Below are 21,698 nucleotides of genomic sequence, written 5' to 3'. Positions count from 1 at the left end.
GGCGCCAGGCGGTCGTCCTTCATGGGTCCGCCGGCATCGCGCGCCGGGCGCCGGCGTCACCCCTTTCCAGTTCAAGTAAGAGGAAACAGCATCCATGGCACACGAAACGATGAGCTTTCAGGCAGAGGTCAAGCAACTCCTCCACCTGATGATCCATTCGCTCTACAGCAACAAGGAAATTTTCCTGCGCGAACTGGTGTCGAATGCGTCCGACGCGGCCGACAAGCTGCGTTTCGAAGGGCTCGCGGACAACGCGCTGTACGAGAACGATCCGAACCTGCGCATCCGCATCGGCTACGACAAGGCCGCGCGCACGATCACGATCGACGACAACGGCATCGGCATGAGCCGCGACGAGGCGATCGCGAACCTCGGCACAATCGCGCGTTCGGGCACCAAGGAATTCTTCACGAAGCTGTCCGGCGACCAGCAGAAGGATGCGGCGCTGATCGGCCAGTTCGGCGTCGGCTTCTACTCGGGCTTCATCGTCGCGGACAAGATCACCGTCGAGACGCGCCGCGCCGGCCTGCCGGCGAGCGAAGCCGTGCGCTGGGAAAGCGCGGGCGAGGGCGATTTCACGATCGACGCGATCGAGCGCGCGCAGCGCGGCACCACGATCACGCTGCACCTGCGCGAAGGCGAGGACGAACTGCTGTCGTCGCATCGCCTTAAGTCGATCATCCAGAAGTATTCCGACCACATCGCGCTGCCGATCCTGATGCAGAAGGAAGAATGGGATCAGGAAAAGGGCGAGATGGTGCTGAAGGACGAGGACGAGACCGTCAACCAGGCGAGCGCGCTGTGGACGCGTTCGAAGAGCGACGTCACCGACGAGCAGTACACGCAGTTCTACCAGCACATCGCGCACGATCACCAGGATCCGCTCACGTGGACGCATAACCGTGTCGAAGGTCGCAGCGAATACACGCAGCTGCTGTTCGTCCCGGCGCACGCGCCGTTCGACCTGTGGAACCGCGACTACCGCGGCGGCCTGAAGCTGTACGTGAAGCGCGTGTTCATCATGGACGACGCCGAGCAGCTGCTGCCGCAGTACCTGCGTTTCGTGAAGGGCGTCGTCGACTCGGCCGACCTGCCGCTGAACGTGTCGCGTGAAATCCTGCAGGAAAGCCGCGACGTGAAGGCGATCCGCGAAGGCGTGACGAAGCGCGCGCTGTCGATGCTCGAAGAGCTCGCGAACGCGGAAGACGATGCCGGCAAGGAGAAGTACAAGACGTTCTGGGGTGCGTTCGGCCAGGTGCTGAAGGAAGGCCTCGGCGAGGATCACGCGAACCGCGAGCGCATCGCGAAGCTGCTGCGCTTCGCATCGACGCACGGCGACACCGACGCGCAGGACGTGTCGCTCGCCGACTACGTGTCGCGCATGAAGCCCGAGCAGAGCAAGATCTACTACGTGACCGCCGATACGTGGCAGGCCGCGAAGAACAGCCCGCACCTGGAAGTGTTCCGCAAGAAGGGCGTCGAGGTGCTGCTGCTGACCGATCGCGTCGACGAATGGATGCTGTCGTTCCTGCACGAATTCGTCGGCAAGCCGCTCGCGAGCGTGGCGCGTGGCGATCTCGATCTCGGCGAGCTGAACGACGAAGAGAAGAAGGCGCAGGAACAGGCGGGCGAGGCGATCAAGCCGGTCGTCGAGAAGATGAAGGAAGCGCTCGGCGACAAGGTGAAGGAAGTGCGTGTCACGTTCCGCCTGACCGATTCGCCGTCGTGCCTCGTTGCCGACGACAACGACATGAGCGGCTACCTGCAGCGCATGCTGAAGGCGGCCGGCCAGAACGCGCCGGCGATGCAGCCGATCCTCGAGATCAACCCGGAGCACGCGCTCGTGAAGCAACTGAACGCCGACAGCGCCGATTTCGGCGACTGGTGCCACCTGCTGTTCGATCAGGCACTGCTCGCCGAAGGCGGCATGCTCGACGATCCGGCAAGCTTCGTGAAGCGGACCAACGCGCTGCTGCTGTCGCGCGCCGCGTGAACGCGCGGATGCGATTCGACGGCGGTCAGGCCGGCTGGCGCGAGACGCCGCGGCCTGGCTGCACGCTCGACCAGCGCGACTGGCTGACGCGCGGCGGATCGCTCACCGCGCACCTCGCGCGGCTCGGCCGCGTGAATGTGCGTGTGACGCGCGAGGCCGTCGACTGCCCGTGGTTCGACGAGCCGGACGCGCTCGCCAGTGCGCCGCGCGCACCGATGTGGGTGCGCGAGGTGATCCTGTCGGTCGACGGCACGCCGTTCGTCGCCGCGCACAGCATCGCGCCGCTCGCGGCGAGCAAAGGCGTGTGGCAGGCGATGCGGCGGCTGCGCACGCGGCCGCTGGCGGAATTGTTGTACAGCGATCCGCAGGTCGAGCGTTCGGCGCTCGTCAGCCGGCGCGTGATCGCCGGCCATCCGCTGTATGCGCTGGCGACCCATGCGCTTGGCGGGGCGCGCGCGCCGCATTCGTTCGCCGCGCGGCGCTCGGTGTTCCAGCGTCACGGCAAGCCGTTGATGGTCACCGAGTGCATGCTGCCGGCGCTGTGGCGCCATCTCGATGCGCACGGCGACGGGCCGGGATCCGTCGGGCCGCGCGGAGCAGTGTGATGCTGCAAGGCTTTCCGCCGGTCGTCGCGCCGAATACGCACACGATGATCCTCGGCAGTTTTCCGGGCGAGGCGTCGCTCGATGCCGCGCAGTATTACGCGCATCCGCGCAACCAGTTCTGGCGATTGTTGGGTGCGGTGCTCGGCGAGCACGGGCTGCACGAGTTCGCGTACGACGCGCGGCTCGAGCGTGTGCTGTCGCACGGGATCGGGATCTGGGATGTATTGGCCGCGTGCCATCGCGAGGGCAGCCTCGATTCGGCGATCCGGCATGCGAAGCCGAACGATTTCGCGTCGTTGCGCGAGCATGCACCGTTGCTCAAGCGCGTGTGTTTCAACGGCAAGAGGGCGGGGCGGTTTGCGGAGGTGATCGGCGCGGCGGGGTACGACACGCTCGTGCTGCCTTCGTCGAGCCCGGCGAATGCCATGCTGACGTTCGAGCAGAAGCTCGCGCAGTGGCGAGCGATTCCTTTCTGACCGCAATTCTTCGAAGCGACATGATCCGAAGGGGGCGCACCGGGGCCCCACTTTGCCCGCTGGTGCCGCGTCACGCCGGTGCGCCACTTCATTCACGGTGACACGACCTTCGACCAAGGTTGCGATACCGAATTCTTCTGCGGCGCGAACATCACGGAGCCGTTGTCGCCGTCGCGGAAGGCATACAGGCACCCGTCCCCCGAGTTTCCTTTCCACGTCAGGCAGAGCTCGCCCTGCGGACTCAGTTGCCAGCGTGCGTTGTCGCTCTGCCCCTTGCTGTTGTGTGCGTAAAGCATGCCGCTATCGTCGAGCTGCCAGGTCACCTCGGTACCATCGCGAAGGCGTACGAAGGTCACGCGCTTGCCGATCAGCATGGCCGCGACTTCGTCATGACTCAGCCAATGGCGAGCCGTATTCGCCATGACGATCGTCAGCGGCTTGCTGATGCCGTTCTTGTACGTGATCGTGCCGGAGAATGCCTTTTGGTCGGAGGATTCGGCGGATATTGCCGCACTGATCTGAGTCGTGATGGCGATCGTCCATTTGCCGTCGGCTCGATGCAGTTCGGCAGCGATCGGCTGCAATTGAGTATCCGTCACGCCGTACGTCGCATCGAGCGTGTACGTCAAACCGTCTTTTGCCTGAAGGTTGGCAACGTCGAGCGTGCGCACCGTCGCCTCGCCCGCGACGCTGACCTGCCATTTGCCCTTGATCCAGCCCGCATCGACGCCTGTCGCGGAAGCAGCCTGCATGGTCGATGATGTTGCCTGGGCCCGTGCGCTGCCCGGCAGCAAGAATGCCGCGACACTGATCGTTGCCACAAGCGCCGCGCTGAATGCGTATGTCATGGCAAGACCTCGCTTGTCTCTATTGCACTATGGATCGTGGGCCGTACCGACGTGGGCCGTTGCGTGATTTGATTATGCGCAATCAGATGGAGACAGTACAGGATCGGCCGATCCGGGGAATCACGGATCGTGCCGCCGGAAACGCCTGGGCAGGCGGCGAATGCGACTCTGATGTGCCACTCGGAATTGGACGGACCGATGGGCCCGAGGCGCAATTTGCATAATGCGCCCGCATCGCGTGATGCTTATTCGTTCTTGCCCCGTCTCCACACGGGCTTCTCGCCCTTGAGCCAGCAAACGACCGTCAGCAGCACGATCAACACCGCGATACAGGCGCCGAATGCAAGCGGCGATCGGTGCGGCGGCACCAGCCGCGCAGTTGCAACTACCCCGATCGCAAACAGCAGCAGCACGACCCAGCCTTGCCAAGCGACGGGCAATCCCCATCCCCAGCCGGAGCGTTTCGCCGGAAACCAGATCTTCCTGTCGTTCGGTGTCATGTTTTCTCCTTCGAGCAATGAATGCCATGTATCGCCAGGGGGATTCGGAGTTGGGTGCAGTCGGGCGCGTCTCGCGGCCGCCATCCTCCGCCAATGCTATCCTCTCGTCCGCTAAAACCAGCTTCACCCAGCGAGATTCACACATGACCCGACTGATCAAGCGCGCGTCCGCCGAGGCGCGCGCGTCCAAGCGCAGCAAGCCGTCCGCGTACAACGGCTCCGAAAAACTCCACCCGCCGCGCGTGAAGCGCCGTCCGGAGATCGACGAACACGACGACGTGCCGGTGCTCGAAGCGCCGCGCAAGCCGCGCTTCGCACCCGTCACGTTCTCGGAAGAGGGCGGCGTGCGCTTCCTGCACTTCGGCACCGAGTGGGTACAGGGCGCGATGCGGATCTCGAAGCCGCTGCATATCGAGCTCGAGTACGCACAGCAGATGATGGCGTGGCTGCTGTTCCTCGAAACGCCCGAGCGGATCGTCCAGCTCGGGCTCGGCACCGGCGCGCTGACCAAGTTTGCGCACCGCTTCCTGTCGCACGCGAAGGTCGAGGCCGTCGAGCTGAACCCGGCCGTGATCGTCGCCGCGCGCACGATGTTCGCGCTGCCGCCCGACGATGCACGTCTCGCCGTGCATGAAGCCGACGCGTGGGATTTCGTCAACGATCCGGCCAACCGCGGCACGACGGGCGCGATCCAGATCGACCTGTACGACGCGACCGCGCGCGGCCCCGTGCTCGACAGTGTCACGTTCTACCGCGCGGTGCGCGGCTGCCTCGCCGACGCGGGCATCGCGACGATCAACCTGTTCGGCGATCATCCGAGCTTCGTGCGCAACATGAAGCACCTGAACGCGGCGTTCGATCACCGCGTGATCGCGCTGCCGGAAGTGCATGACGGCAACCGGATCGCGATCGCGTTCTCGGGCCCCGCGCTCGACGTGTCGTTCGCGCAGCTCGACGAACGCGCGAAGCTGATCGAGGACACGTTGAAGCTGCCCGCGCGCAAGTGGGTGAAAGCCTTGAAAGAAACGACCGGCGCACGCGACACCTCGTTCGCGATCTGACGCTTCATGCACCGGCGGCATGCCGGTGCAACCACGCGACAAGGGGCGGATCACCTCGGGTTCGCCCCTGCTTGACCGCGTGCCCGCGGCTCCTATACTGGCGCGAAGCCAGGGGAGCCGCAGCCTACCCGTTTTGCGCTCCTCTCGGCGCCGTACCCGCTCAACAAGATCGATAACCGGGAAAGATGAGGAGACGTCATGGCTCACGATGCCGACGCCAACCGGGCCGCGAAGCGCTGGCTCTGGCTGCTGGTACTGCCGCTGATTGCGATGGTCTGGGTACCGTCGTACAGCAAGATCGAACCGCAATGGCTGGGTTTTCCGTTTTTCTACTGGTACCAGCTGCTTTGGGTCTTCATTAGCGCGGTGATCACAGCGTTCGTGTACTTCAAGACCAAGAACGCGTGGAAGGCGAGCGGCCCGCAGGGAGGTGCGCGATGAATCTCGGCGCAACCTTCGTCTTCGTCCTGCTGTTCATCGGCGTCACGATCATCGGTTTCCTGGCCGCGAACTGGCGGCGCGGCGATCTCGCCCATCTCGACGAATGGGGCCTCGGCGGCCGCCGCTTCGGCACGATCGTCACGTGGTTCCTGCTCGGCGGCGACCTCTACACCGCCTACACGTTCGTTGCCGTGCCCGCGCTCGTGTTCGGCGCCGGCGCGATGGGCTTCTTCGCGTTGCCGTACACGATCCTGATCTATCCGTTCGCGTTCGTCGTGTTTCCGAAGCTGTGGAGCATCGCGAAGCGGCACGGCTACGTGACGGCCGCCGACTTCGTCAACGCACGCTACGGCAGCCGGATGCTCGCGTTGGCGATCGCGGTGACGGGCATCGTCGCGACGATGCCGTACATCGCGCTGCAGCTCGTCGGCATCGAGGTGGTGATCGGCGCGCTCGGCTTCGACACGACCGGCTTCGTCGGCGACCTGCCGCTCATCATCGCGTTCGCGATCCTCGCCGCGTACACGTACACGTCGGGCCTGCGCGCGCCTGCGATGATCGCGATCGTCAAGGACATCCTGATCTACATCACGATCGCCGCGGCGGTCATCGTGATTCCCGCGAAGCTCGGCGGCTTCGGGCACATCTTCGCGAGCGTGCCGCCTGCGAAGCTGCTGCTGAAGGCGCCCGACGCGATGAGCCTGAACGGCTACAGCGCGTACGCGACGCTCGCGATCGGCTCCGCGCTCGCGCTGTTCCTGTATCCGCACTCAGTGACGGCGATCCTGTCGTCGTCGTCCGGCAACTCGATCCGCCGCAACATGGCGATGCTGCCCGCGTATTCGTTCGTGCTCGGCCTGCTCGCGCTGCTCGGCTACATGGCGCTCGCGTCGGGCGTGAAGGACATGCCGCAGTACGCGCCGTACTTCAAGGCGTTCGGCCCGAACTTCGCGGTGCCCGCGCTGTTCCTCCAGTATTTCCCGTCGTGGTTCGTCGGCGTCGCGTTCGCGGCGATCGGCATCGGCGCGCTGGTGCCGGCGGCCATCATGTCGATCGCGGCCGCGAACCTGTACACACGCAACATTCACCGCGAGTTCGTGAACCGCAACATGTCGCACGATCAGGAAACGCACGTCGCGAAGCTCGTGTCGCTGATCGTGAAGGTCGGTGCGGTCGCGTTCATCCTCGGGCTGCCGCTGACCTATGCGATCCAGCTGCAGCTGCTCGGCGGGATCTGGATCATCCAGACGCTGCCCGCGATCGTGCTCGGCCTGTACACGCGCGTGCTCGACCATCGCGGCCTGCTGGCCGGCTGGGCGGCCGGCATCGTGTGCGGCACGTGGATGGCGATCTCGCTGAAGCTGGCCAGCTCGATCTTCACGATTCACCTGTTCGGCCTCGCGATTCCCGGCTATGCGGCCGTGTGGTCGCTGGTCGTGAACCTGGTGGTGGCGGTGGTGGTGAGCGTGCTGGTGCGCGTGATGGGCATCGCGCATGCGGAGGATCGCACGCGGCCGGAGGACTATCTCGACGTGGTGGAAGGCTGACGCTGCCTGCACGGCCACGCAATGACAAAGCCCGCCACCGGCAAGGTGGCGGGCTTTGTCTTTCGTGTTATCCCTGCGCGCGCTCCGCGAGGTTCTCGCGCTGCGAGAGATCCTCGACGTTGACCATCCAGTGCACGCCGAAACGATCCTTCGCCATCCCGAAGCCGAGCGCCCAGAACGTCTTGCCGAACGGCATCGTCACTTCGCCGCCGTCGGCGAGCGCATTGAACAGCTTCTGGCCTTCCTCGACCGTCGCCGGGTTCAGCGACAGCGAATAGCCGGCGTGCATGCCGCCGCCGGGCTGGCTGCAGTCGCCATCCGAGCACATGATCATCGAGTCGCCGATCGTGAAGCTCGCGTGCATCACCTTGTCGGCCATCTCCGGCGTAATCGTGTAGTCGGGATTCGGCGGCGCATCCTTGAAGTGCATCTTGAACATCGTCTTCGCACCGAGCGCCTTTTCGTAGAACTGAAGGGCTTCGTCGGCGCGACCGTAGAACGTCAGGTACGGTTGGACTTGCATCGTTGTCTCCTGTATTGAGGGCGCCGCCCTGCGCATCCGCGCGGATTCGGCGTCGAGCAAGACTGACTGGAAAAGGGCGCGTCGGGAAGCGGCCGACGCACCCGTGACGTGGATTGTAGTGCGCGTGCTTGACGATGGAATGAAAATAAAAAACGGCCGCGAACATGACGTTCGCGGCCGTGTGCGGCGTGCGTGCTGACGGCTGTTGCCAGTGTTGCTGACAGCCGCTGACGCTTGTCGTGGCTCAGCGGCTCAGCGGCTCAGCGCAGCGAGTCGATCAGCTTCTCGAGCTTCACCGCATCGGCAGCGAATACGCGGATGCCTTCGGCGAGCTTTTCGGTTGCCATCGCGTCGTCGTTCAGCTGGAAGCGGAACGCGGCCTCGTCGATCGCGACGCGCGAGGCGGGCTTGTCCTGCAGCGCTTCCGGCGACAGCTTGCGCGTGACGGTCTCGTTGCTGTCCTGCAGCTTCTGCAGCAAATCGGGACTGATCGTCAGCAGGTCGCAGCCGGCGAGTTCGGTGATCTGGCTGGTCGTGCGGAAGCTCGCGCCCATCACTTCGGTCGTGTAGCCGAACGTCTTGTAGTACGTGTAGATGCGGCGCACCGACTGCACGCCCGGATCGTTCGCGCCACCGTCCTTCTCTTCATTCCACTCGGCGCCGGCCTGCTTCTTGTACCAGTCGTAGATGCGGCCGACGAACGGCGAGATCAGCTGTGCGCCGGCTTCCGCGCATGCAGCGGCCTGCACGAGCGAGAAAAGCAGGGTCATGTTGCACTTGATCCCTTCCTTCTGCAGCACTTCGGCCGCGCGGATGCCTTCCCACGTGGAGGCGAGCTTGATCAGGATGCGCTCGCGGCCGATACCGGCTGCTTCGTACAGCTTGATGAGTTCGCGGCCCTTGTCGATCGAGCGCTGCGTGTCGAACGACAGGCGCGCGTCGACCTCGGTCGACACGCGGCCCGGGATCAGCTTCAGGATCTCGGTGCCGAATGCGATCAGCAGGCGGTCGATGATGAAATCGGTGCTTTCGTTGCGATGATCGCGGACGGTTTTCTCGAGGATCGGCTTGTACGCATCCTTCTGGACGGCCTTCAGGATCAGCGACGGATTCGTGGTCGCGTCCTGCGGCTGGTATTGCGCAAGCTGCTGGAAATCGCCCGTGTCGGCGACGACGGTCGTGTACTGCTTCAGCTGGTCGAGTGCGGTAGTCATGGCGATTCGGAAGAAGGGCGCAAGGCGCCGGGTTCTCACGGGCCGCGCGAACGCGGCGGCGAAGCGAGGCGGCGCCGGGCACCGCCTCCGATCCGCTATTCTAGGCCGGATTCGTGTCGGGCACGTTCCGGCGTGTCCGATGGCCGCAGCGGCGGCCGCCGCGCTGCGTCACGCGGGGCGGCGCGCGTTCAGGATCACCTGCGTGACGATCCCCGCCACGAGCCCCCAGAATGCCGGGCCGATCGACAGCAGCGTCAGGCCCGACGCGGTGACCATGAACGTGACGAGTGCTGCTTCGCGCTGCTTCACGTCCTGCATTGCGTTCGCGAGGCCGCTCATGATCGAGCCGAACAGCGCGAGTGCGGCGACCGACACGACGAGCGCTTTCGGCAGCGCCGCGAACAGCGCGGCGATCGTCGCGCCGAAGATCCCCGCGACCAGGTAGAACGTGCCGCACCACACGGCGGCCGTGTAGCGCTTCTCGCGATCCTCGTGCGCTTCCGGGCCCGTGCAGATCGCGGCCGTGATCGCCGCGAGGTTGACGCCGTGCGAGCCGAACGGCGCGAGCAGCAGCGACGCGAGGCCGGTGGTGGCGATCAGCGGCGACGACGGGGTCCGATAGCCGTCCGCGCGCAGCACCGCGATGCCCGGCACGTTCTGGGACGCCATCGCGACGACGAACAGCGGGATGCCGATGCTGACGATCGACGCGATCGAGAACGCGGGCATCGTGAACACGGGTTTCGCGAACGCGATGTGAAAGCCGCTGAAGTCGAGCAGGCCGAGACCGCCGGCCGCCGCCGTGCCGACGATCAGCGTCGTGACGATCGCATAGCGCGGCGCGAGCCGCTTGATGATCAGGTACGTGAAGAACATCGCGAGCACGAGCGCCGTCTGGAACTGCGCGGCGCGGAAGATCTCGATGCCGATCTCGAACAGGATGCCCGCGAGCAGGGCGGCGGCGATGCCGGCCGGAATCTTGCGCATCAGCGTGTCGAACAACCCGCTCACGCCGACGGCCGTCAGCAGCACCGCGCAGACGACGAACGCGCCGATCGCCTCGGGGTAGGGCACGCCGGGCAGCGACGCGATCAGCAGCGCGGCGCCGGGTGTCGACCACGCGACGACGACGGGCGCGCGAAAGCGCAGCGACAGGCCGATCGTCGTCAGCGCCATGCCGATCGACAGCGCCCAGATCCACGACGAGATCTGCGCATCGGTGAGGTGGGCGGCGCGGCCGGCCTGGAACATCAGCACGAGCGAGCTCGTGTAGCCCGTCATCATCGCGACGAAGCCGGCGACGAGTGCCGACACGGAGGTATCGGCGAAAAAGCGGCGGCCGCCGGCGCGGCTGGCGCTCGCGGTGGGCGAGGGGTTCATGCAATCTCCGGGGGGGGGCCGCTCGGACGCGGCCTTCGTGCTTGGTGGGTGTCGTTACTTGCTGAGTGCGCGCATCGCGGTTTCGAGGCCCGCGAGCGTGAGTGGATACATGCGATGGCCGAGCAGGTCGCGGATCACCGCGACCGATTGCCGGTATTCCCATAGCCGCTCGGGCTCGGGATTCAGCCACGCATGATGGGGGAACTGGTCGGCGAGGCGGCGCAGCCATACGGCGCCAGCTTCCGGGTTGTTGTATTCGACCGAGCCGCCGGGCTGCAGCACTTCGTACGGGCTCATCGTGGCATCGCCGACGAAGATCAGCTTGTAGTCGGGCGTGAACTTGTGCAGCACGTCCCACGTCGCGGTGCGCTCCGAGTGACGACGGCGGTTGTTCTTCCACAGGTGGTCGTACACGCAGTTGTGGAAGTAGAAGAATTCGAGGTGCTTGAACTCGGCCTTCGCGGCGGAGAACAGCTCTTCGGTGCGCTTGATGTGATCATCCATCGAGCCGCCGACGTCGAGCAGCATCAGCACCTTCACGTTGTTGTGGCGCTCGGGCACCATGCGCAGGTCGAGCCAGCCCGCGTTCGCGGCGGTGCTGCGGATCGTGCCGGGCAGGTCGAGCTCCTCGGCGGCGCCTTCGCGCGCGAAGCGGCGCAGCCGCCGCAGCGCGACCTTGATGTTGCGCGTGCCGATCTCGACGGAATCGTCGTAGTCGCGAAACGCGCGCGCCTCCCACACCTTCACCGCGGTGCGGTTGCCGTTCGACGGGCCGCCGATGCGCACGCCTTCCGGGTTGTAGCCGCCGTGCCCGAACGGCGACGTGCCGCCGGTGCCGATCCACTTGTTGCCGCCTTCGTGGCGCTCCTTCTGCTCGTCGAGCAGTGCCTTCAGGCGCTCCATCAGCTTGTCGAGCCCGCCCATCGCCTCGATCTGCGCCTTTTCCTCGGGTGACAGCTCGCGCTCGAGGCGCTTCTCGAGCCAGTCGAGCGGAATGTCGAATGCTTCGGACGGCAGCGCGGACACGCCGTGGAAATACGCGCCGAACGCCTGGTCGAACTTGTCGAAGTACTGCTCGTCCTTGACGAGCGTCATCCGCGCGAGGAAGTAGAACGCGTCGATCGACGGCGAGATCAGGCCGGCCTTCAGCGATTCGAGCAGCGTCAGGTATTCCTTCACCGAGACGGGCAGCTTGGCTGCGCGCAGCGCGTAGAAGAAATTGAGCAGCATGGCCGGGCCTTCGCGGGTGAGGGAGGATTACCGGTTGTGCCGGTTCATGTAGACGAGCCGTTCGAGCAGGCTCAGGTCCTGCTCGTTCTTCAGCAGCGCGCCCGCGAGCGGCGGCACGATCTGCTTCGCATCCACGCCGCGCAGCTGGTCGGCCGGGATGTTCTCGGCGAGCAGCAGCTTCAGCCAGTCGAGCAGCTCGGACGTCGACGGCTTCTTCTTCAGGCCCGACACCCCGCGCAATTCGAAGAAGCTCTCGAGCGCCGCGCGCAGCAGTTCCTCGCGGATGTCCGGGAAATGGACCGCGACGATCTTCTGCATCGTCGCCGGGTCGGGAAACTGGATGTAGTGGAAGAAGCAGCGGCGCAGGAACGCGTCGGGCAGCTCCTTCTCGTTGTTCGACGTGATGATGACGAGCGGGCGGTGCTTCGCGCGGACCGTTTCCCGTGTTTCGTACACGTGAAACTCCATCCGGTCGAGCTCGCGCAACAGGTCGTTCGGGAATTCGATGTCGGCCTTGTCGATCTCGTCGATCAGCAGCACGCTCGGGTGCTCGGCATCGAACGCCTGCCACAGCACGCCCTTGACGATGTAGTTCGAGATGTCCTTCACGCGCTCGTCGCCGAGCTGCGAATCGCGCAGCCGCGATACGGCGTCGTATTCGTACAGGCCCTGCTGCGCTTTCGTGGTCGACTTGATGTGCCACTGCAGCAGCGGCATGTCGAGCGCGGCGGCCACTTCCTCGGCGAGCATGGTCTTGCCGGTGCCGGGCTCGCCCTTGATCAGCAGCGGGCGTTGCAGCGTCAGCGCGGCATTGACCGCGAGCTTCAGATCGTCGGTGGCGACGTAGTGCGAGGACCCTTCGAAACGCATGGCGGCGCTCTTCTCAATCGGGGGAAAAAACCCAGTATAAGTCAGAAGGGCTGTCCGGTTGGGCCGCGCCCGCGTATCGTTGCGGGGCTGTGGCGGGGAGAACCGGGGCGCCTTGTGGACGGGTTCCCCGCCGACGCGGTACAATCTGGCCGTTTTTTTTGGCCTGCGTGGCGACCTGACAAGCATAACGGCGCGGGCCGTTGCCGCTTCGGCGCCAGTTTCCCCTCAAGCTAGGTTACAAGAGCTATGAACAAATTCGTCGGCAAACACGTCGTTGTCGCAGCGCTCGTGGCGCTCGCGGGCAGCGCGCAGGCGGCCGGTGTGGTCGGCAACCCGAAGGACGGGGCGAGCAAGGCCGCCATGTGCATCGGTTGCCACGGCATCCAGGACTACCGCGCGGCGTACCCGGAGGTCTACCGGGTGCCTGTCCTCGGCGGCCAGAACCAGCAATACCTCGAGAACGCGCTGAAGGCCTATCGCAAGAAGGATCGTCACTTCCCGTCGATGAATGCGATCGCCGGTTCGCTGACGGACCAGGACATCGCGGATCTGGCGGCGTACTACGCCGTCCAGAAGGCCGACACGAAGGACAATCCCTACAAGTAAAGCGCGCGCCGCCGATTCTTACCGGCGGGACAGGAGCATTCATGAACAACGCATTCAAGACGGCGGCGGTTGCACTGGCGGCCGGCCTCGCGATCGGTACCGCACACGCGGCGGACATCACGAAGGGCAAGGAACTGGTCGAATCGCACAACTGCGCCGCCTGCCACGGCGCGCAGATGAACAAGCCGATCAACGCCGAATATCCGCGCCTCGCCGGCCAGCACGCCGACTACCTCGTGTGGGCGATGCGCCAGTACCAGATGGGCCTGACGAATCCGCTGCTCGGTCGCAACAACGCGATCATGCAGGCGCAGGTGCAGAGCCTGTCGGTCAGCGACATGAAGGACATCGCGGCCTACATCGAGTCGCTGAAAGAAACCGACCTCGTGTTCAAGAAGTAAGCGCGCCGGGCCCGACGGGCTCGCGCAGTAAAAATACCCCGCCGAGGCGGGGTATTTTTTTATCCGCGCGCCGGCGCCGCGGCCCTCAGTCGCGCGATGCGCGACGCAGGATGCGCTGCAGGTACGCGTCGGTATCGGGCGGCGTGCTGGTGCGCTGCGCTTCCCAGATCGTCTCGCCGAGGCATTCCATGATCACGTGCTGCGCGTCGTGGGTCGAGTCGAGCTTGGCCGCCAGCTTGTCGTGCGCGGCGCGGATGCCGGGCGGCTGGTCGATCGACAGCTGCTCGCTGATCGCGAGGTGCATCGACAGGTGCAGGAACGGGTTCGTGCGGCCTTCCTCGGGCGTGTACTCGCGCGCGGTCGCGCCATCGGCGTCGGCGAGTTCGTCGTGGTATTCGGGATGCTCGACGATCCAGTCGGCTGCCATCGCTTCCAGCGGCGTCAGGATCTCGCCGGCGCGCTGCTTGCGCCAGGTCTCGGTGAAAAAGCGACGCACTTCGTCGCGGCTTGGATTGAACATGGTGGGGAAACGTCGTGATTCGGACGGCGTGATGCCGCGTCGCGCATTGTACGCCGGGTCGGCGCACGGCGCTGGCGGCGGGCGGGAGCGGGTGCGGGGTGGCCGTGCCGGTCGCCCGCGAGCCGCTCCGGTATGCCGTGCCGGCCGGTTTCCACGGTGCCCGGCCAGCGCCCGGGAACGGGTAAGCGCGGGCTAGGCTCGCCGCCGCCGCACCGTTAAACTCCGACGATTTCCGGCGCCACGCCGATCGTCCCCATTCCACCATGACCGACACCGCCCGCCCGTCGTCCGCCGCCCTGCAGGGCACGCTCTATGTCGCGCTGTCCGCCGCCGCATTCGGCGCGATGGCGATCTTCGGCCGCTACGCATACGCGGCCGGCGTCGACGTGCTCGGGCTGCTGATCGTGCGCTTCGCGATCGGCGGCGCGGTGCTCGCCGCGATCGCACGGCATCGCCGCGTCGCATGGCCGCGCGGGCGTGCGCTCGTGCCGCTCGTGGCGATGGGCGCGCTCGGCTACGTCGGGCAGTCGTTCTGCTATTTCAGCGCGCTGCAGCACGCGCAGGCGAGCCTCGTCGCGCTGTTGCTTTACCTGTATCCGGCCTTCGTCACGCTGCTGGCCGCATGGTGGCTCGGCGAGCGCCTCACGCGCGCGAAGGCCGTTGCGCTCGTGCTGTGCGTCGCGGGTTCGGCGCTGATGGTCGGCGGCGGGCATGGCGAGCCGCTCGGGATCGCGCTCGCGCTGGCCGCCGCGGTGATCTATTCGCTGTACATCGTCGGCGGGACGAAGGCCACGCGCGGCGTCGATCCGCTCGCGACCACCGCGATCATCTGCCTGTCGGCAACCGCGACGCTCGTGGCGATCGCCGTGGTGCGGACCGTCGCGTTCGGCGCGCCGCCGCGCTGGCCCGCGACGGCCGGCGGCTGGGCGTCGATGCTCGCGATCGCGCTCGTGTCGACGGTCGCGGCGATGCTCGCGTTCTTTGCCGGGCTCGAACGGCTTGGGGCCGCGCGCACGTCGATGCTGTCGACGCTCGAACCGGTCGTGACGGTCGCGCTTGCGGCGCTGCTGTTCGGCGAAGCGCTGTCGCCGCTGCAGTGGGCGGGCGGCGTGGCGATTCTGGCTGCCGTGCTGGCGCTGGTGCGTGCGGGCGGCGCGGCGGCAGACGACGCGACGGCGACGTCCAACGCGTAGTCCGGACGGGGAAAGCGGGGCGATGGCGCGGGTGGCGACGCGCTATCGCGGTTGCGGCTGCGGTTGGACGGCCGACCGACGGGCTACGGCCGGCGCGGCGCGCATCGTGCGCCCGGCCGCCCGGCGCCGGGCGGCCGGCGGCACGTCAGCGGTGGCGCGTCACTCGTTGGGCGGCGGCGTCTTCGGCCGGAATTCGCACAGCGGCTCGATCGCGCAGTGCCAGCACTCGGGCTTGCGGGCCTTGCACACGTAGCGCCCGTGCAGGATCAGCCAGTGATGCGCGTCCTGCAGGAATTCCTTCGGCGTGAACTTCTCGAGCGCGGACTCGACGGCGCGCACGTCCTTGCCCGGCGCGAGGCCGGTGCGGTTCGCGACGCGGAAGATATGCGTGTCGACCGCGATCGTCGGCTGGCCGAACGCGGTGTTCAGCACGACGTTCGCGGTCTTGCGGCCGACGCCCGGCAGCCCTTCGAGCGCTTCGCGATCGGCCGGCACCTCGCCGTCGTAGCGGTCCAGCAGGATCCGGCACGTCGCGACCACGTTTTTCGCCTTGGTCCGGTACAGGCCGATCGTCTTGATGTACTCGGTGACGCCTTCTTCGCCGAGTGCGACGATTTGTCGCGGGGTGTTCGCGACCGGAAACATCTTCCGCATCGCCTTGTTGACCGATACGTCGGTCGCCTGCGCGGACAGCATCACGGCGATCAGCAACTCGAACGGCGTCGAGTATTCGAGCTCGGTGGTCGGATGCGGATTGAGGCTCTGCAGCGTTTCGTAGATCGCGCGTCGTTTGCTGGCGTTCATGGAGCGTTCTGGTCGGGCGGTGCGGACGGCCCGCCCGGGCCGTCGTTGCCTGCGTCGTTCTCGTCGTCGTTGCCGCTCGCGGCCGCCGCTTCGGCGTCGCGCCGGGCCTGTTGTTCGGCGAGCCGCTTGCGGCGCGCCTCGGCAGCGTCGATCTGCGCCTGGACGGCCGCGCTCACGCCTTCGGTGTTCTTCGGTCCGGCGCCTTGCCCGGACAGCTCTTCCTTCTTCTTGCGCGCCCGTTCGAGCGCGGCGGCGATGATCGCGCGCTTCTTCGCTTCGGCGTCGTCCGCGGCCGGTGCGGCGGATTGGGTTTCCGCTTGTGCCGCAGCCGGCTTCGCGGCACTGGCCGCGCGGCGAGCGGCCGCGCGCGCTTCGGCGGCCTCGCGTTCGCGGCGCTGGCGCGCGAGCCGCAGGTCATGGTGCGCGCGTGCGGCATCGGCCTGCTCCTGCGACCACGCATCCCAGCCGGTGCGTTCGCCGGTCACCGGCAGCATCGCGATACAGTCGACCGGGCAGGGCGGCACGCACAGGTCGCAACCGGTGCACTGCGACTCGATGATCGTGTGCATCTGCTTCGGCGCGCCGACGATCGCGTCGACCGGGCACACCTGCATGCACAGCGTGCAGCCGATGCACAGGCTTTCGTCGATGAAGGCGACCGCACGCGGATGCTCGCTGCCGTTGACGGGGTTCAGCGGAATCACCGGTTTGCCGAGCAGGCTCGACAGGCGCGCGATGCCTTCGGCGCCGCCGGGCGGGCACTGATTGTAGTTCGCGTCGCCGGCGGCGATCGCCTCGGCGTACGGGCGGCAGCCGTTATAGCCGCACTTCGTGCATTGCGTCTGGGGAAGCAGATCTTCGATGCGATCTGCGAGTGTTCTGGAATCGGTCACGGTGACAACGGGCGCTGCGGCGCCGAATGGCTCTCGGCCGCGTGAGGCGCGGCCGGAAAGGTTTGCCAAAGCTCGATTATCGCCGATTTCCCGCATTGCGCTGGACGCCGTCTGTGCGCATAATCGAACCGCTTTTTTGCAGGGGCTCAGCAGGAGGGCGGCCGCCCGCGGCGCGCTCGTTCCAGGGTGCGCCGGCGCCGAGGCGGTGGGGGTGCCGGTCCGGATCACGCGGCTCACATAGCAAAACGCCACCATGAATCAGCCAAAAATCAAAAGAGATCCTGAAGGTACGCGCCGCCGCATCCTGATGGCGGCAGCCGAAGAGTTCGCGAGTGGAGGGCTGTTCGGCGCGCGCGTCGATCAGATCGCGCGCCGGGCCGAAACCAACGAGCGCATGCTCTATTACTATTTCGGCAGCAAGGAGCAGTTGTTCACGGCCGTGCTGGAACACGCGTTCTCCGCGCTGACCGAGGCCGAGCGCGAGCTCGATCTCGACGGCGTCGCGCCGGTCGAAGCCGTCACGCGGCTCGCGCATTTCGTTTGGGACTACTACCGCGACCATCCGGAACTGCTCAGGCTCATCAACAACGAGAACCTGCACGAAGCGCGCTACCTGCACAAGTCGACGCGGATCCGCGAGATGATGTCGCCGATCGTCGCGAAGCTCGGCAACGTGCTGACGCGCGGCCAGAAGGCCGGGTTGTTCCGCACCGACGTCGATCCGCTGCGCTTCTACGTGACGCTGTCGGGGCTCGGCTACTACATCGTGTCGAACCGCTTCACGCTCGCCGCGACGCTCGGCCGCGACTTCACCGACGCCGACGAGCGCGCGGAGATGGTCAGGATGAACACCGAAGTGCTGCTCGCGTATCTGCTGCGGCGCTGATGCGCTGACCGCGCCGAAGCGGCCGCCGGATGCAAAAACGCCGCCGTGCGCAGGCAACGGCGGCGTTTTTTCGTCGGAACGCGGTGCGTCAGGCGGCCTTGCGCGTGCGCACGGCCTTTGCGCGCGGGCTGCCGGCGGCGGCGCGTTTCGCGGCCGGAGCAGCCTTGACGGGAGCCGGTGCGGCGGCCTTCGCCGGCGCCTTCGCGCGCGTGCGCTTCGCTGCCGTGGCGCGCGTCGTTTCGGCCGGTGCGTCGCCTGCCGGCACGGCGGAGAGCGTCTTGGCGGCCCGCGCTTCCGTGGCATCCTTCGTCGCACCGTGCTTCGGCTCCGGTGCATGCTCGCGGATGAAATCGCGCAGTTGCGGATAGATGATCGTGCGCCAGCGGCGGCCCGAGAAAATCCCGTAGTGACCGCACTTCTCGGCGGTCAGGCTGCGGCGCTGGTCCTGCGGGATGCCCGTGCACAGCTCGTGCGCGACGTGCGTCTGGCCGCTGCCCGAGATGTCGTCGAGTTCGCCCTCGATCGTCATCAGCGCGGTGTGCCGGATGTCCTGCGGACGCACGCGCTCGCCTTCGACGTCCCACGTGCCTTCGGCCAGGCGGAATTCCTGGAACACGACGCGGATCGTCTCGAGGTAATACTCGGCGGCCATGTCGAGCACCGCGTTGTATTCGTCATAGAAGCGGCGGTGCGCTTCGGCGTCGTCCTCGTCGCCGCGCAGCAGGCTCTGGTAGAAATCCCAGTGCGATTGCGCGTGCCGTTCCGGGTTCATCGCGACGAAGCCCGTGTGCTGCAGGAAGCCCGGATACACCTGGCGGCCTTCGCCCGGATAGTTCGCCGGCACCGTGTGGATCACGTTGTTCTCGAACCACGCGGTCGAGTGCTGCGTGGCGAGCGAATTCACCGACGTCGGGCTGCGGCGCGCATCGATCGGGCCGCCCATCATCGTCATCGTGAGCGGCGTGTCCTCGCCGCGGCTCGCCATCAGCGAGATCGCCGCGAGCACCGGCACCGTCGGCTGGCACACGGAGATCACGTGCAGGTTGCGCGCGCCGATGTGGCGGATGAATTCCTGGATGTACGCGATGTAGTCGTGCAGGTGGAACGGGCCGGTCTCGACCGGCACCATCCGCGCGTCGATCCAGTCGGTGATGTAGACCTTGTGATCCTGCAGCAGCGTGCGCACGGTGTCGCGCAGCAGCGTCGAGTGGTGGCCCGACAGCGGCGCGCAGACCAGCACGACCGGTTCGTCCTTCAGTTGCGTGACGGCGTCGGCGTCGTCCGAATAACGCTTGAAGCGCAGCAGCCGGCAGAACGGCTTCTCGACGATCGTCTGCTCGACGATCGGGATGTTGTGGCCGTCCTTGACGATCTGATGAATGTTGAATTCGGGCTTTTCGTAATCCTTGCCGAGCCGGTACATCAGCTCGTACGCGGCGGCCATCCGCGTCGCGCCCGGCATCAGCGAGAACGGGCTGGACGGATTGGCGAACGATTTGGAAGCGGCCTGGGCCCAGGCCGTCAGCGGGCTCAGCATGGCGCGCTGGAATTCGTGCAGTTGGTAAAGCATGCAGACTACTCCCGCGTGGGGGACGGTGCGCAAGGGCGGCGTGGGGCGTCGCGGCGTGCCGTGTGGGTCAGCGACCGGCCATGTTGCACTGCAGCCGGACAATCGCGTCGATCATATCGGACAACGATGGGTGGTGCAATGCAACATTTCCCCGATTTTTCATCAAAATTTTGCGATTTGACGATCTCTGACCAAGCCGCTCGCGCCCCCGTTCAGCGCCCCGTCGCCACGGCCGGCGCGGGCTGGCCGGCTGCGCGCGCCATCGCGTCCTCGTGGTGCATCAGGTTCATCGCGGTATGCACGAGCGCCACGTGCGAGAACGCCTGCGGGAAGTTGCCGACGAGCCGCCCGGCCACCGGGTCGTACTCCTCCGCGAGCAGCCCGAGGTCGTTCGACAGCGCGAGCAGCCGGCTGAACAGGCGATGCGCGTCGTCGATCCGGCCCAGCAGCGCATAGTTGTCGACCAGCCAGAAGCTGCACGCGAGAAACGTGCCTTCGCCGGGCGGCAGGCCGTCGTCGTAGTCGGTCGTGCGGTAGCGCATCACGAGCCCGTCGTGCAGCAATTCCCGCTCGATCGCCTCGACCGTGCCGACGATGCGCGGATCTTCCGGCGGCAGGAAGCCGAGCAGCGGCATCAGCAGCACGCTGGCGTCGAGCTCGTCGCTGCCGTAGCTCTGCGCAAACGCCTGTTTGCTTTCATGCCATGCGTTGTTGCACACGTCGGCATGGATCTGGTCGCGCAGCGCGCGCCAGCGGTCGAGCGAGCCGGGCAGCCGGAACATCTCCGCCGACTTGATCGCGCGGTCGAATGCGACCCACGCCATCACCTTCGAGAACGTGAAATGGCGGCGGCCGCCGCGCGTTTCCCAGATCCCTTCGTCGGGTTCCTGCCAGATCTTCTCGAGATGGTCGAGGAGCGCACACTGCACGGACCAGACCGTGTCGTCGGCCTGCAGGCCGCCCACCCGGGCGAGGTGCAGCGCGGCCATCACCTCGCCGAACACGTCGAGCTGGAGCTGGTTCGCGGCGCCGTTGCCGATGCGCACCGGCTTCGAGTCCTGGTAGCCGGGCAGCCAGTCGAGCTCCATTTCCGGCAGCCGGCGTTCGCCGGCGATCCCGTACATAATCTGGATCTGTTCGGGCGAGCCGGCCATCACGCGGCCGAGCCACGTGCGCCACGCGCGCGCCTCGTCGTAGTAGCCGCCGCGCATCAGCGCGAGCAGCGTGATCGTCGCGTCGCGCAGCCAGCAGTAGCGGTAGTCCCAGTTGCGGTTGCCGCCGATCTTCTCGGGCAGCGACGTGGTCGGTGCCGCGACGATGCCGCCGGTCGGCTCGTATGCGAGCGCCTTCAGCGTGATCAGCGAGCGGCGCACGGCGGCCGCGTAGCGGCCCTGCACCTGGCAGCGTCCCGACCATTCGAGCCAGTAGTTCTCGGTGCGCGCGAGCATCGACAGCGGATCGCGCGCGGGCGGCAGCCGCAGGTGCGAGGCCGCATAGCTGAGCGAGAACGGCACGCGCTCGTCGGCGCTCACCGTGAATTCCGCGAGCGTGTGGAGATTCTTGCCGGTGAGCGGCACCGGCGTGCGCAGCACGACGGTGTCGGGGCCCGCGATCGCCTTCATGCCGTCCTCGCGGGTCAGCTGCGTGACCCACGGGATCGAGAATCCGTAGTCGAAGCGCAACACGAGCTCCATGCGCATCTTCATCGTGCCGTGGCGGCCGACGACGATCCGCACCAGTTCGGACCAGCCGTTGCCGGGCGGCATGAAGTCGACCACGGTGACGGCGCCGTCGGCGCTTTCGTAGTCGGTTTCGAGAATCAGCGTGTCGCCGCGGTAGCGGCGCGTCGTGTGCGTGATCGCGGCGTCGGCGGCCGGTGCGAGCAGCCAGCGGCCGTGCTCGGGGGTGCCGAGAAGCGCCGCGAAGCAGGCGCCCGAATCGAAGCGGGGCCAGCACAGCCAGTCGACGGAGCCGTCTTTAGCGATCAGCGCGGCGGTGTGGCCGTCGCCGACGAGGGCGTAGTCTTCGATCAGGGCAGGCATGGGCAGGCGATCCTTGGGTATTCGAGTTCACAATGCGGACGGCGGCGGCCAAGGCTTCACGCGCTGGCACCGCGCCCCGTATACTCGGCCGGGCG

At 66.6% G+C, this 21,698-nt stretch carries 22 protein-coding genes; 10 read left to right on the top strand and 12 right to left on the bottom strand.

Features of this window, described 5'->3' with window-relative positions; all coding sequences use genetic code 11:
* The first annotated feature begins 94 nt into the window (after positions 1 to 94).
* The 3 genes from htpG to LXE91_RS00665 are packed head-to-tail and all read left to right on the top strand — an operon-like array spanning position 95 to position 3,074.
* Positions 95 to 1,993 carry a molecular chaperone HtpG gene (gene htpG, locus LXE91_RS00675; protein ID WP_039370363.1) on the top strand — a complete coding sequence of 633 codons (1,899 nt, stop codon included), beginning with the start codon at positions 95 to 97 and terminating at the stop codon, positions 1,991 to 1,993.
* Positions 1,994 to 2,001: 8 nt separating this feature from the next.
* Entirely contained in the window at positions 2,002 to 2,598 is a 597-nt protein-coding gene (locus LXE91_RS00670) for a chorismate--pyruvate lyase family protein (RefSeq protein WP_039370667.1), read from the top strand.
* A complete protein-coding gene (locus LXE91_RS00665; RefSeq protein ID WP_039370365.1) occupies positions 2,598 to 3,074 on the top strand; it encodes a DNA-deoxyinosine glycosylase in 477 nt (158 codons plus the stop codon). The genes LXE91_RS00670 and LXE91_RS00665 overlap by 1 nt, the downstream gene beginning before the upstream one ends.
* Before the next feature lie 92 nt (positions 3,075 to 3,166).
* On the opposite strand, the gene LXE91_RS00660 is transcribed toward LXE91_RS00665, so the two are convergent.
* On the bottom strand, positions 3,167 to 3,868 hold the full coding sequence (locus LXE91_RS00660; RefSeq protein WP_141716936.1) for a hypothetical protein: 702 nt from the start codon (positions 3,866 to 3,868) through the stop codon (positions 3,167 to 3,169).
* 299 nt (positions 3,869 to 4,167) lie between these two features.
* Positions 4,168 to 4,422: a hypothetical protein gene (locus tag LXE91_RS00655; RefSeq protein ID WP_039370370.1), complete on the bottom strand. Its 255-nt coding sequence runs from the start codon at positions 4,420 to 4,422 to the stop codon at positions 4,168 to 4,170.
* Positions 4,423 to 4,565: 143 nt separating this feature from the next.
* Here LXE91_RS00655 and LXE91_RS00650 point away from each other — a divergent pair, with 143 nt between their 5' ends.
* From LXE91_RS00650 to mctP, 3 genes are all read left to right on the top strand, one after another.
* Complete coding sequence (locus LXE91_RS00650; RefSeq protein ID WP_039370372.1) at positions 4,566 to 5,483, top strand: class I SAM-dependent methyltransferase; 918 nt, start codon at positions 4,566 to 4,568, stop codon at positions 5,481 to 5,483.
* Positions 5,484 to 5,681: 198 nt separating this feature from the next.
* Positions 5,682 to 5,924, top strand: a complete 243-nt coding sequence (locus LXE91_RS00645) for a DUF3311 domain-containing protein (RefSeq protein WP_011352801.1) — start codon at positions 5,682 to 5,684, stop codon at positions 5,922 to 5,924.
* The gene (mctP, locus tag LXE91_RS00640; protein WP_039370375.1) at positions 5,921 to 7,471 is read left to right on the top strand and encodes a monocarboxylate uptake permease MctP; all 1,551 of its coding nucleotides are present in this window, start codon (positions 5,921 to 5,923) and stop codon (positions 7,469 to 7,471) included. The genes LXE91_RS00645 and mctP overlap by 4 nt, the downstream gene beginning before the upstream one ends.
* 67 nt (positions 7,472 to 7,538) lie before the next feature.
* Here the strand turns inward: mctP and LXE91_RS00635 are convergent, their stop codons facing one another.
* From LXE91_RS00635 to LXE91_RS00615, 5 genes are all read right to left on the bottom strand, one after another.
* A complete protein-coding gene (locus tag LXE91_RS00635) occupies positions 7,539 to 7,994 on the bottom strand; it encodes a VOC family protein (RefSeq protein WP_039370381.1) in 456 nt (151 codons plus the stop codon).
* Positions 7,995 to 8,254: 260 nt separating this feature from the next.
* Positions 8,255 to 9,208, bottom strand: coding sequence for a transaldolase (gene tal / locus LXE91_RS00630; RefSeq protein WP_039370385.1), 954 nt, complete (start codon positions 9,206 to 9,208; stop codon positions 8,255 to 8,257).
* Positions 9,209 to 9,376: 168 nt separating this feature from the next.
* A complete protein-coding gene (locus LXE91_RS00625; protein WP_039370387.1) occupies positions 9,377 to 10,588 on the bottom strand; it encodes a benzoate/H(+) symporter BenE family transporter in 1,212 nt (403 codons plus the stop codon).
* A 54-nt stretch (positions 10,589 to 10,642) separates the two neighbouring features.
* Positions 10,643 to 11,818, bottom strand: coding sequence for a vWA domain-containing protein (locus tag LXE91_RS00620; RefSeq protein ID WP_039370390.1), 1,176 nt, complete (start codon positions 11,816 to 11,818; stop codon positions 10,643 to 10,645).
* Positions 11,819 to 11,845: 27 nt separating this feature from the next.
* Positions 11,846 to 12,688: an AAA family ATPase gene (locus LXE91_RS00615; RefSeq protein ID WP_011352794.1), complete on the bottom strand. Its 843-nt coding sequence runs from the start codon at positions 12,686 to 12,688 to the stop codon at positions 11,846 to 11,848.
* A gap of 246 nt (positions 12,689 to 12,934) precedes the next feature.
* On the opposite strand from LXE91_RS00615, the gene LXE91_RS00610 reads away from it, so the two are divergent.
* Entirely contained in the window at positions 12,935 to 13,294 is a 360-nt protein-coding gene (locus tag LXE91_RS00610) for a c-type cytochrome (RefSeq protein ID WP_011352793.1), read from the top strand.
* A 41-nt stretch (positions 13,295 to 13,335) separates the two neighbouring features.
* Complete coding sequence (locus LXE91_RS00605) at positions 13,336 to 13,695, top strand: c-type cytochrome (RefSeq protein ID WP_027786804.1); 360 nt, start codon at positions 13,336 to 13,338, stop codon at positions 13,693 to 13,695.
* 85 nt (positions 13,696 to 13,780) lie between these two features.
* Here the strand turns inward: LXE91_RS00605 and LXE91_RS00600 are convergent, their stop codons facing one another.
* Positions 13,781 to 14,215, bottom strand: a complete 435-nt coding sequence (locus LXE91_RS00600; protein ID WP_011352791.1) for a DUF1841 family protein — start codon at positions 14,213 to 14,215, stop codon at positions 13,781 to 13,783.
* Between the two features lie 263 nt (positions 14,216 to 14,478).
* Between LXE91_RS00600 and LXE91_RS00595 the strand changes: the two genes are divergently transcribed.
* On the top strand, positions 14,479 to 15,408 hold the full coding sequence (locus tag LXE91_RS00595) for a DMT family transporter (protein ID WP_039370395.1): 930 nt from the start codon (positions 14,479 to 14,481) through the stop codon (positions 15,406 to 15,408).
* A 159-nt stretch (positions 15,409 to 15,567) separates the two neighbouring features.
* Here LXE91_RS00595 and nth read toward each other — a convergent pair whose 3' ends face one another.
* Together nth and rsxB are read right to left on the bottom strand one after the other, a co-directional pair.
* Positions 15,568 to 16,212 carry an endonuclease III gene (gene nth, locus LXE91_RS00590; protein ID WP_039370399.1) on the bottom strand — a complete coding sequence of 215 codons (645 nt, stop codon included), beginning with the start codon at positions 16,210 to 16,212 and terminating at the stop codon, positions 15,568 to 15,570.
* Positions 16,209 to 17,201 carry an electron transport complex subunit RsxB gene (gene rsxB, locus LXE91_RS00585; protein WP_039370401.1) on the bottom strand — a complete coding sequence of 331 codons (993 nt, stop codon included), beginning with the start codon at positions 17,199 to 17,201 and terminating at the stop codon, positions 16,209 to 16,211. Before rsxB ends, nth begins: the two co-directional genes overlap by 4 nt.
* A gap of 157 nt (positions 17,202 to 17,358) precedes the next feature.
* Here rsxB and LXE91_RS00580 point away from each other — a divergent pair, with 157 nt between their 5' ends.
* A complete protein-coding gene (locus tag LXE91_RS00580) occupies positions 17,359 to 17,991 on the top strand; it encodes a TetR family transcriptional regulator (RefSeq protein WP_039370405.1) in 633 nt (210 codons plus the stop codon).
* 88 nt (positions 17,992 to 18,079) lie between these two features.
* On the opposite strand, the gene LXE91_RS00575 is transcribed toward LXE91_RS00580, so the two are convergent.
* Positions 18,080 to 19,561: a polyhydroxyalkanoate depolymerase gene (locus tag LXE91_RS00575; RefSeq protein ID WP_039370408.1), complete on the bottom strand. Its 1,482-nt coding sequence runs from the start codon at positions 19,559 to 19,561 to the stop codon at positions 18,080 to 18,082.
* A gap of 212 nt (positions 19,562 to 19,773) precedes the next feature.
* The gene (locus tag LXE91_RS00570; protein ID WP_039370411.1) at positions 19,774 to 21,603 is read right to left on the bottom strand and encodes a glycoside hydrolase family 15 protein; all 1,830 of its coding nucleotides are present in this window, start codon (positions 21,601 to 21,603) and stop codon (positions 19,774 to 19,776) included.
* Positions 21,604 to 21,698: the final 95 nt, after the last annotated feature.

It is taken from the genome of Burkholderia contaminans, assembly GCF_029633825.1.
Taxonomy (GTDB): domain Bacteria; phylum Pseudomonadota; class Gammaproteobacteria; order Burkholderiales; family Burkholderiaceae; genus Burkholderia; species Burkholderia contaminans.
This window is presented reverse-complemented; position numbering and strand designations above follow the sequence as displayed.